The following is an 11,117-nucleotide window of genomic DNA, read 5'->3' as shown; positions in this document are numbered from 1 at the left end:
CCTATCTAAAGGATTTGCTCTTGCGCTGCCTAAAATTGGCATGCAATTTTTACGGCGCTCAGGTCATCGTCAGCTCTCTATTCTGAAATATCCCCTGACATTAGCTTGTCGGGGGATTTTCTTTGTGCGCGGTTTAGTGACGGATCTAGGTGCTGGATGCTTTAGCGCTAGATAATTCGGTCAAGAATTCAAACTTTCCTACAAACTAGTTTGATGTGATACTATTTATTCACTTCTAGAATCTACTATTTGTCATTTATTTTGGAGCATATTATGGGCGTTTCACTCTACTATACTGCTGAACGTTCTACTCTCTTGACTCAACAGGAGCAAGAAAAAATCGCGTCAATAGTCGATGAATATAATGAAAATTTCGAGCATGCAGATGATGCAGAGACTTTCGATCTCTATGCATATGATGATAGTGAATCAGAGGTCATATTAGCAGGAGCTACGAAGTTGCCTGCTAGTATGGATGTAAAAGATCTTATATATACCTTAGAGCATTGGCTACAATGTTTGTCCCAGATTCGTCTTGCGGTAACTGATGCAGAATGGCATGTACATCTAGATGATAACGATGCTGTGTGGGTAGATGATAAGTGGCAGATGGAAGAGTAGCGCTTTAATATTATGATTTATATAATTGCCTAGAGCAGCTTCTATGAATTCATAAGATATTTACACAATAAAGCTCTCAACTGGATAACAGGCTGAGAGCTTTTTTATGAGAAATTATTTTAGGCTACTTACTTTTTACTACTATCTATATAGACAATTTAAGTATTAGAAATATATCTATAATATGAATATATCCTTTATAATATGCTCAAAATGATTTGACTTCTATCATTATAGCTGCTAATTTTAAACAGTACTTTTATTACAGGTATGTAAAAAATATATCTAAACCTTGTAGCCAATTTAATCTAGGATGAATCAAATTGTCTGCTCGTAATACCTTACTCCTATTCTCATAATTATCAAAAGGAATTGATAATGAAGTTAGCTCCTCTTTTTTCAATTGGTGCTTTAGCCGCTATTAGTCTTCTTGGCTGTTCTAACCAATCTGCTGATACGACTGATGGCTCATCAGCGACTTCTCAAGAAACTACCGTGCTACGGTTTTCACATTTTTGGCCAGCAACCTCATCTATCAGTAAAGAAGTTTTTGAGCCTTGGGCAAAACAGATAGAAACAGATTCTGACGGTCGCCTAAAAGTTGAGCTGTATCCATCAGCAGGCCTTGCTAAAGCAGACGTTACTTATGAATCTACTGCCAAAGGTACGATCGATATCGGTTCACAAGCGCATGGTTATACCAACGGTCGCTTTCCTTTGACTCAGATTACTGAGCTTCCAGGTTTATCAAATTCAGCAACTCAAATGGGCTGTATGCTACAGACTCTATATGATGACGGTACTTTGGCGAATGAGTACGAAGATACTCATTTACTGTTTATGTACGGGGCTGGACCTGGGGCGCTTCATACAACTGATAAGCTAATTCGAACACCTGAAGACATGAAAGGTATGCGTATTCGCCGTCCTTCAGCTGTTGCTGGTGATATTATTGAAAGCGCAGGCGCTTCGCCAGTAGGTTTACCTGCTAATGATATGTATACCTCGTTACAGCGCGGCGTTGTTGATGGTTTGAGTTTCCCTTGGGAGGCGGTAACAGCATTTAAAATTGATGAGATTACCAAGTATCATACTAATATTCCTTTCTATAGCTCAGCGCTTATGGTCACGATGAATAAGGACAAATATGACAACTTACCTGATGATCTAAAACAAGTTTTGGATAAAAACTCAGGGATGGCATTAGCTAATAAGGTCGGTGAAGTGTTTGATAAACATGACCAAATGGCAATTCAAGCTGCTAAAGATAAAGGTGATGAAATTATCGAAATTCCTGATCCATTAAATGATCCAGATTGGAAAGGGCCACTTGAAAGAGGAACCCAAAAATATCTAAAGGATGTTAATGCTTTGGGTTTGGATGCTGATAGTGTCTATGAAAAAGCAAAAGCTGCCAGTGCTGCCTGTAAGGTTTAACCTATTGGAGGTGTCACATGGCATTTTTAGTCAAGCTCAGTGTCTTAATCTCTAGATTATGCCAGTTTATCGGTGGGATCAGTCTCATCATCATCGTCCTAACCACCATGCTCGACGTCGTCGCACGCTACATCTTCAAACTCACCGGCGGTGAGTTTGGCTTTACCGTCAAAGGCAGTGTAGAGATCGTCTCCTACTTTATGCTATTTGCATTACTCGCTGCCTTTGCCGCATTTGTCGAACGCTCACAAATCATCGTCGACGTCTTCACCCAGAAAATGCCACAGTCTATCAAAGGCTACCTCATGGGTATCTTTATGATGGGCTTCTTTGTCATCGGCATCGTCTTCTCATGGGGACTCTACGAGAGCGCCATTGACGCCTTAGAGTATGGCAAAGTTACCCAAGATCTTCGTATATCTATGATGCCTATCTATATGATTAGTGCCTTCTTAAGCATCCTACTGGCCATTCGCTCATTGATCGAATCCATCAACATTTTTAAGACAGGCGAATTCTTTGACGCTGAGGAGACAGGCGCATGAGTCCAGAAATTATCGGTGCGATTGGCCTAGTGGTCATGATCCTGCTTGTCGTCCTACGAGTACCTGTTGCACTTGCCATGTTAGGGGTGGGCTTAGTCGGTTTTGGTGCGGTTACCGCGCCTAGTGGTGCTCTGCAAATGCTCAAAGACATTCCAGTTGATGTCTTAGCAAAGTATGACTTTAGTGCCATTCCTTTGTTTATTCTGATGGGCGTGTTTGCGACTCACTCGGGCATGGCAGGTAAACTCTTTGAAGCCACCCGAACCATATTTGGTGGGGTAAGGGGAAGTCTTGGTATTGCTGGTATCGGTTCATCCGGTATCTTTGCCTCTATCTCAGGCTCATCACTCGCCACTGCCTCTACCATGACCAAAGTGGCGTTACCACAAATGGAGAAGTACGGCTATCAGCCAGGCTTTGCCTGCGGTATCTTAGCTGCTGGCGGTACACTTGGTATTATGATTCCGCCCAGTATTGCCTTACTGGTCTATGCCATCTTAACCCAGCAGTCAGTAGGTGACATGTTCATCGCGGGTTTCTTACCCGGTATGCTCGGTATGGTGATGTACTCGCTGACCGTCATGGTGATGGTACGCTGGAAACCGCATCTAGCAAAACGTGGTGAGAAAACCACGTGGAAAGCCAAGCTACTGTCGCTAACTGGTCTGATACCATTTAGCTTTATCTTTATTGTGATTATTGCCGGTATCTTCTTTGGGCTATTTACCCCAACAGAAGGCGCCGCAGTAGGAGCATTTGTCTCATGGGCTTATGCCTTTGCTAAAGGCATGCGTTTAGATGGTCTTAAGCAGTCATTGATTGAGACGCTAGCACTCTCTGCAGTGGTGTTCTTTATGCTACTGGGTGCAGAGGCACTAGGGTATTTTATCTCAGTCTCACGCTTGTCTTATACCTTGGCATCTTGGATCGGTGGATTGGCGGTCAGTCCAATGATTGTCCTAATCTGTATTCTGTTCATGTACTTTCTATTAGGGCTGTTCATGGATGCCTTAGCGATGCTGGTAATCACGATACCTGTGGTGTATCCCATCATTCTAGCGTTAGGATTTGATCCGGTCTGGTTTGGCATCATTGCGGTATTGACGGTGGAGCTTGGTTTGATTACGCCGCCAATGGGGATGAATATCTTTGTGATTAAGGCGATGGCACCGCACATTAAGCTGAGCGATATGTTCCGAGGGGTGGCACCATTCATTGTCTCTGATGTGATTCGTTTGGTTATCCTGGTGATGTTCCCTGCGATCTCGCTTGTGCTGCTCGGGTAGGCTGAATTTAAACTGGAACTTAAACCATAGCTTATATAGCTCTTGTATGAAGCCATATTGCTAATAAAGCAGTGTGGCTTTTTTAGTGTCTGATATTTTGACTAAGAATTAAGAGAAGGATATTTTACAAACTTACAATTTGCGATGCTGCGTGATGGTAACTTTTCTTAGTGTTATAAAGGCTTATGAATGTAGTAAACTGGTTTTCATTTATTTTCCTATATAATTTTATAAGTAGAGATAGTCATGGCTGTCGATTTTAGTAATACGCTTATCGTCGCAATTTCTGCGACGGCACTTTTTGATTTGACTGAGTCAGAAAACTATTTGCTAGAGCTGCTAGAGCAACGACCTGCAAGTGCTATAAAAGAGTTTAGGGAGTACATGACCGAGCGTGAAAATGATCCCTTGAATATTGGTGCAGGCTATCCGCTAATTAAAGCATTATTAAACTTAAATAAGTATTGTGATAATAGCGATGGACAAGATTCAGACATTGAAACACCATTGGTCGAAGTCGTTATTGTCTCAAAAAGCAGTCCAGACACTGGTATTCAGGTGCTTAATGCAATTTTAGAACATGATATTAATATCTCCCGTTCGGCTTTTATTTCAGGTAGCCCTGTTGCGCCTTATATTAAAGACTTTAACGTTGATCTGTTCTTGACCACCAATCGTGAAGATGCTCAACAAGTTGCGGATGCCAATATCTGTGCCTGTGCCATATTAGATGCCACGCCTGTCAATACTTATGAGCTGGATACTGAGCAGCTGCGCATTGCCTTTGACGGGGACGCGGTACTTTTTGATGATTCAGGTGAATTGCTATACAAACAAAAAGGACTGCGAGCCTTTCATGATCGTGAAGTACAAATGCGTGATTTGCCGATTGAAAAAGGCCCTTATGCTGAATTGTTGATTAAATTGTCAAATCTGCAAGAGCGCCTGCCTGCTGGTTTAAAATACTCGCCAATAAAAATTGCGCTGGTGACCGCGCGTAATGCGCCAGCTGACTTACGTGCTATCAAGACACTACGAGAGTGGGGCGTGAATGTTGATATGGCGTTTTTTTTGGGAGGACTAGAGAAAACAGCAGTACTCAGAACATTTGCACCACATATCTTCTTTGATGATTCCATCAAGCATATCGACGCAGCACGTCGTTTTATTCCTACGGCCTTGGTTCCTTATCATTCGACGTCATTATTGCATGGTGATAACTATCTCACTGCGGATGAAGATGCATCACTATTATCGTTCAAACCTGCTGTGCACCCACTATTTGCTGTAAATCATTAAATAGGCATAAAAAATCTAGATAATAAGGATAGGTTGGTATATGAATTGGCAGCAGTTGCTCAACTTGATTGTCGTACGAATAAAGCAGGTCATTGGACTGTATGCTTTTGTACTTATACCAATGTGGGGCATGTTTTTTCTAAATGAAGTGGCCTTATTTGGTATGTGGAATATCTTTGGTATCGTGCCGCGTGCTTTAGATGTAGGTAGTATGATAGGGGTGTTCGCTTCATGGACCATGCATGGCAATTTGTCGCATTTGACTGGCAATACGGTGACGCTATTACAGATTTTATTTTTGTTTGGGCTGTTTGAGAAGAATGCGTATCGCACGGTAATTAAACTGGTGGTCGCCTCAGGACTGATCACTTGGGTTATCGGGTCACCATCTTCTATCCATATCGGCGCATCAGGACTTTGTTTTGCAATGTTAGGTTATATGATAGGTGGGGCTATATTTGCGCGGCGTTGGGGTTATCTGATTGCTTGTATCGTCATGGGAACTGGTTATTGGCTGACCATCAAGCAAGGATTGATGCCGCAACAAGGCATCTCATTTGCAGCACATTTTGGTGGTTTGTGTGCGGGGCTATTGCTGGGCGCCAATTCAAAGCATACTTATTCAGCCGTTTCTCAACGCTATTAAAAGCAACTAGATATTAGCGTTCAATGAACCAGCGTTGTCGTACTAAGTGCTATTGGACTAGACGCTTGCATCAGTACAGATTTTGATAAATAAAGGATCATCTGTAGTCAGCTCTCGCCATGCAGTGGTCTGTTTAACATGTTCATCCACCGTCAGTGTGCTACCTTTTTCTGGTATTACGTAGTCCGCTCGTGCAGGTGTAGTACAGTCTATTACCTGTAAAATCTTTTGCACGCTTCTGCGTCTTTCAAACAAATATAAATTAACTAAGTGCATGTCTGGATTGTCTGAATGCATGCTAGCATTGCCCGTATCTGCAGCAATAAAGCGCAAGACTTGTGGTTTGATATAAGACCACGGACGAAACCATTCTGTACTTTCTGCAGTTTTCACGACATCAACACCATCCGGCAGCTGACGGACTTGCTGACCGTACCAGTTGTATTCTTGATGTACTTGAAACCCAAAAATACCAATCGCAGCAAACAAGGGAATCAGCCACTTTGGCGCGCGCTTACCTGACAGTTTACAGAGGTGAGTTATGATCAGTGCCAATCCAGCCATGCCAAATGCGGCAGCTATGGTAGCGATAAACTCAAAAAGCATAAAATTTTCCTTAATGCGCTAGGCACTTTTAGTCAGGTATGTTCAATTGGACAAAGCAAAACCATCATCTAACTATTATTTTAATAAGTGTTGGATAAAAAATCACTCACCAGCAGTGGCTGCCAGTGAGTGATATATAGTAACAGAAGACATATCATCATTCGTCAGATTAATGGTCGACCGCACCGCCTGCACCGCGTGGTGAGCGAACGCTTTCAACCAACTCTTGAATATGTAGCGGTGGCGCTTTAGTCGCATAAGAAACGATGAATGCAACGATAAAGTTAAGCAGGGCACCAATCACACCGAATGACAGTGGTGAGATACCAAATAGCCAGTACTCTGCTGTATCAGGGAAGTTGGCAGTACCACTGATGAAGAACCAACCTTTGAAGACGAAGATGTAAACCAAGATACTGATCAAACCTGTCAACATACCGGCGATAGCGCCAAGGTTGTTGATACGTTTTGAGAAGATACCCATCATTAATGCAGGGAAAAGGGACGCACCAGCGATACCAAATGCCAATGCAACTACCTGTGCCGCAAACCCTGGTGGATTCATACCTAAATAAGTAGCAACTACAATCGCAATACCCATCGTAATACGTGCGACCTTGAGCTCTCCTTTGTCAGTAATGTTTGGATTGAGGTTTCGTTTGATTAAATCATGACTAATTGCTGACGAGATAGCGAGCAATAAACCAGCAGCAGTTGATAATGCAGCGGCTAGACCACCTGCAGCGATCAAACCAATTACCCAAGATGGCAGTTGTGCAATCTCTGGGTTAGCCAATACCAAGATATCAGCATTGACGTCGAGCTCGTTACCAGCCCAACCTGCATCTGCAAAGCGGCCATCAAGTTCTAGATCATGTGCAGCACGTGCTGTTTCAACCGCAGTCGTCGCAGCGCCTACATCACCACCTTCAGTCTGTGCATTGGTTAGAGCAACTTCTGCAGCGCCCAGTCCACTATCGTTGTACATCTGGATACGACCATCATTGTTAAGGTCAGTATATTTGATCAGGCCAGTATCTTCCCAAGTTCTCATCCAGTCTGGACGTTGGTCATAGTCGATAGCAGGCTCTGCAACCCCTTGTGGATAGATAGTATCAATCAGGTTTAAACGTGCCATTGCGCCAACAGCAGGTGCCGTGAAGTACAATAACGAGATAAATACTAATGTCCAACCAGCAGTCCAACGTGCATCGGCAACTTTAGGAACGGTGAAAAAGCGAATAATAACGTGAGGTAGACCAGCGGTACCAATCATGAGTGATAAGGTAAATAGCACCATGTTTAGCTTGTTAGGTACGTCAGCCGTATACGCTGTGAATCCCAAATCGGTCACAACTTGATCCAGCTTGGTTAAGATAGGCACACCAGATTCGATATGGTTTGAAAATAGACCCAAACCTGGAATTGGATTGCCGGTTAATTCAAGTGAGATAAAGACAGCAGGGATGGTATAAGCAATCATCAGAACCACATACTGCGCAACCTGTGTGTAGGTAATCCCTTTCATACCGCCAAGAACTGCGTAAAAGAATACAACAACCGCCGCAATAATAAGACCTGTGTTGTTATCTACTTCTAAGAAGCGTGAAAATGCGACACCAGCACCTGTCATCTGACCGATAACGTACGTGGTAGAGGCAATAATCAAACAAACCACGGCAATCATTGCAGCCGTTTTTGAATAAAAGCGATCCCCAATAAAATCAGGCACCGTAAACTTGCCAAATTTACGTAAGTAAGGCGCCAGTAGCATAGCTAGTAGCACATAACCACCTGTCCAACCCATCAAATAGGTTGATGCGCCATAACCGCCAGCAGCAAGCAAACCTGCCATAGAAATAAAAGACGCTGCACTCATCCAATCAGCAGCTGTCGCCATACCGTTAACTACTGGATGTACACCGCCGCCCGCCACATAGAATTCACTGGTTGTCCCAGCCCGAGCCCAAATCGCAATACCAAAATACAGAGCGAAAGATAGGCCTACGAAAATAATATTAACTAAATACTGACTCATGGTCTATTCCTCATCTACGCCATATTGTTTATCTAACTTATTCATACGCCATGCGTAGAAGAAAATTAAAATGATAAACACCCCGATGGAGCCTTGCTGAGCGAACCAAAAGCCCAAGTCAGTGCCGCCGACTTTGATGCCGGCTAAAAGAGGACGCAATAAGATAGCAAAACCATAAGAACATAGTGCCCAAACTACTAGGCTACCTAAGATGAGACGGACATTGGCACGCCAATAACCGGATGGATCGTTATGATCTTTCATAGGACAACTCCTTTTGTCTTCCCTAAAAAATACCAACAATATAAAAAGAACTGCAATTATTTCTTACCATAATACGGATAAAAAATAATCAGGTACTGCTTTATATAGTGAAAACGATGATGCGTGATAGTACGTTTAATGCTCGGTAGTTCTTTACTTCAAATAAAAGTAGTTAACTATTTAAGCATCGCATTGACTTAAACCATCGAATGGCAAGAATAACGTTTCTTGAGGAAGACAGAAGGGTGGACTATCCAGTGTCTTTTTAACAATCTCGTCTTCCTGACAAGAGTTTTAATCTTTTTAACGCGCTAACCTGTTGTACTGCCTGATAGCTTCTTGTACTGCTTGATAGCTTCGATAACCATAAAACAGTCTAAACGGATATAGAATTTATATTAACACGGTTTAATAAATATAATTGCAAACTACTGCGCATGATTAATAATTAAATTACTAACAATAAGTTTGTTTGGCATTCATTAGAAAACCTAACGTTACGGAAACGGTACGGCAACCGTGTAATTTGTGCGATTAAATTATCACTTAATCTATTCTATATAAGCTGAAACATAAGTATTATTTATTTTAAAAATAATTATATGAAATCGATAAGTAAACGTGATGGTCACATGTCGCTCAATATCTATATCATGCACGTGTCTTTTTGGTATCAGGTATTTTGCGCAGAGGCTTATATAGTCCATCGCCATCAAAATATGATATCGATATGAAATTTAAGTAACGCATATAAAGAATGAATAAGGAGCCCATATGAACGAAGGGATAGTAGGTTGGTTTAATAACATCGTAAATTATGGTGTCGGTATTATCTGGGGTAACAATGACTGGCTGATTGCTAGCAACCCTTGGTATGGATTACTGATGTTCTTACTAATTGGTGCGGGTCTTTACTTTACCGTCGTGACACGTTTTATTCAGTTCCGTCATTTTGGCCATATGTGGAAGTTGCTACGCGTGTCCAATCAAGGACGCAAAGATGGTGGTATCAGCTCATTTGAAGCATTGATGACGTCGCTGGCCGCACGTGTTGGTACTGGTAACTTGGCAGGTGTGGCAATCGCGATCTATTTGGGTGGCCCAGGTGCTGTATTCTGGATGTGGATGACGGCACTGGTCGGTATGTCGACTAGCTTTATCGAGTCAACCTTAGCACAGGCCTACAAAGTACCGCACAATGACAATGTGTACCGCGGTGGCCCAGCTTATTACATCGAAAAAGGTCTAGGCAAACGCTGGCTCGCTGTGTTTTTCTCATTATGTTTGTTAGTGGCCTTTGGTTTGGCGTTTAATGGCGTACAATCCAACACCATCGCTCAAGCGACCAATGAAGCCTTTGGTGTGCCAACGTGGATGACAGGTTTGGTATTGGTAGTACTGGTAGCGCCAGTGGTATTCGGTGGTTTGCGCTCAGTAGCTCGTATCGCGGGTAAAATCGTACCAGTGATGGCCATCTTGTACATCTTGCTAGCACTATTCATTATCGTGACTAATTTTAGTCAATTCCCAGCAGCGATCGCGTTGATTGTAAAATCAGCATTTGGTTTTGAGCAGGCGGCAGGCGGTGTCATCGGTTATGGTATTGCGCAGGCAATGATTAACGGTATCAAACGCGGATTGTTCTCTAACGAAGCAGGTATGGGTTCAGCACCGAATGCTGCAGCAACGGCGAAGAGTCATCCTGATCACCCAGCAGTACAAGGCTTTATGCAAATGCTTGGCGTATTTATGGATACCCTTATCATTTGTACCGCGACGGCGTCGATTATTATCTTGTCTGGCGTAGTCGATCCTAATGTCGAGCAAGAAGGTATTCAGTTAACTCAGCTAGCTTTATCACAGTATGTGGGGGACCTAGGTGTGGTGTTCGTGGCGATTGCGATTTTCTTCTTCTCATTTACGTCTATCATCGCCAACTATAGCTACGGTGAGTCAAATCTTGAGTTTATCTCTGGTGCCAAAAATGCCAAAGTGATGATCATGATTTTCCGCTTTTTGGTATTAGGTATGGTATTTATCGGCTCTGTTGCCAGTTTACCTGCTATATGGAACTTCGCTGACTTATCTATGGGTCTGATGGCCTTGGTCAACTTAGTGGCAATCTTGCTCTTGTCTCCTGTAGCGCTAAGAATACTACGTGACTATGAGCGTCAGGTAAAAGAGGGTAAAACAGGGGATCAAATTAAGTTTGATCCTGATAACTTTGTAAAACTCAGAGATGAAGCCAACCGTGATGCTTGGACAGACTAAGCAGCATTGATTGGTAAAAACAGCTTGTTCTAAGCATTAAAAAACCGCCCTTCTCTTATAAAGAGAAGGGCGGTTTTTATTGGAGCGCAGTTTTAATGATATTA

At 42.6% G+C, this 11,117-nt stretch carries 10 protein-coding genes; 7 read left to right on the top strand and 3 right to left on the bottom strand.

The window, feature by feature from the left end; translation table 11 throughout:
- The first annotated feature begins 273 nt into the window (after nucleotides 1-273).
- From ACI2IW_RS12070 to ACI2IW_RS12045, 6 genes are all read left to right on the top strand, one after another.
- A complete protein-coding gene (locus ACI2IW_RS12070; RefSeq protein WP_404693793.1) occupies nucleotides 274-621 on the top strand; it encodes a hypothetical protein in 348 nt (115 codons plus the stop codon).
- A gap of 378 nt (nucleotides 622-999) precedes the next feature.
- Nucleotides 1,000-2,058 (top strand): TRAP transporter substrate-binding protein, encoded by a 1,059-nt coding sequence (locus tag ACI2IW_RS12065; RefSeq protein WP_404693792.1) that lies wholly within the window; start codon nucleotides 1,000-1,002, stop codon nucleotides 2,056-2,058.
- A gap of 17 nt (nucleotides 2,059-2,075) precedes the next feature.
- Nucleotides 2,076-2,603: a TRAP transporter small permease gene (locus ACI2IW_RS12060; protein ID WP_404693791.1), complete on the top strand. Its 528-nt coding sequence runs from the start codon at nucleotides 2,076-2,078 to the stop codon at nucleotides 2,601-2,603.
- Nucleotides 2,600-3,889 (top strand): TRAP transporter large permease, encoded by a 1,290-nt coding sequence (locus ACI2IW_RS12055; protein ID WP_101204395.1) that lies wholly within the window; start codon nucleotides 2,600-2,602, stop codon nucleotides 3,887-3,889. Before ACI2IW_RS12060 ends, ACI2IW_RS12055 begins: the two co-directional genes overlap by 4 nt.
- Before the next feature lie 246 nt (nucleotides 3,890-4,135).
- A complete protein-coding gene (locus tag ACI2IW_RS12050) occupies nucleotides 4,136-5,188 on the top strand; it encodes a 5'-nucleotidase (protein WP_404693790.1) in 1,053 nt (350 codons plus the stop codon).
- 40 nt (nucleotides 5,189-5,228) lie between these two features.
- Complete coding sequence (locus tag ACI2IW_RS12045; protein ID WP_404693789.1) at nucleotides 5,229-5,834, top strand: rhomboid family intramembrane serine protease; 606 nt, start codon at nucleotides 5,229-5,231, stop codon at nucleotides 5,832-5,834.
- A 57-nt stretch (nucleotides 5,835-5,891) separates the two neighbouring features.
- Here the strand turns inward: ACI2IW_RS12045 and ACI2IW_RS12040 are convergent, their stop codons facing one another.
- The 3 genes from ACI2IW_RS12040 to ACI2IW_RS12030 form a co-directional block, all read right to left on the bottom strand.
- On the bottom strand, nucleotides 5,892-6,440 hold the full coding sequence (locus ACI2IW_RS12040; protein WP_404693788.1) for a hypothetical protein: 549 nt from the start codon (nucleotides 6,438-6,440) through the stop codon (nucleotides 5,892-5,894).
- 169 nt (nucleotides 6,441-6,609) lie between these two features.
- Nucleotides 6,610-8,478: a sodium:solute symporter family protein gene (locus ACI2IW_RS12035; protein ID WP_057761858.1), complete on the bottom strand. Its 1,869-nt coding sequence runs from the start codon at nucleotides 8,476-8,478 to the stop codon at nucleotides 6,610-6,612.
- Between the two features lie 3 nt (nucleotides 8,479-8,481).
- A complete protein-coding gene (locus ACI2IW_RS12030; RefSeq protein ID WP_057761855.1) occupies nucleotides 8,482-8,742 on the bottom strand; it encodes a DUF4212 domain-containing protein in 261 nt (86 codons plus the stop codon).
- 774 nt (nucleotides 8,743-9,516) lie between these two features.
- Between ACI2IW_RS12030 and ACI2IW_RS12025 the strand changes: the two genes are divergently transcribed.
- Nucleotides 9,517-11,013, top strand: coding sequence for a sodium:alanine symporter family protein (locus ACI2IW_RS12025; protein ID WP_201608209.1), 1,497 nt, complete (start codon nucleotides 9,517-9,519; stop codon nucleotides 11,011-11,013).
- The last annotated feature ends 104 nt before the right edge of the window (nucleotides 11,014-11,117 follow it).

The organism is Psychrobacter sp. NPDC078501 (assembly GCF_044900935.1).
Lineage (GTDB): Bacteria > Pseudomonadota > Gammaproteobacteria > Pseudomonadales > Moraxellaceae > Psychrobacter.
This window is presented reverse-complemented; position numbering and strand designations above follow the sequence as displayed.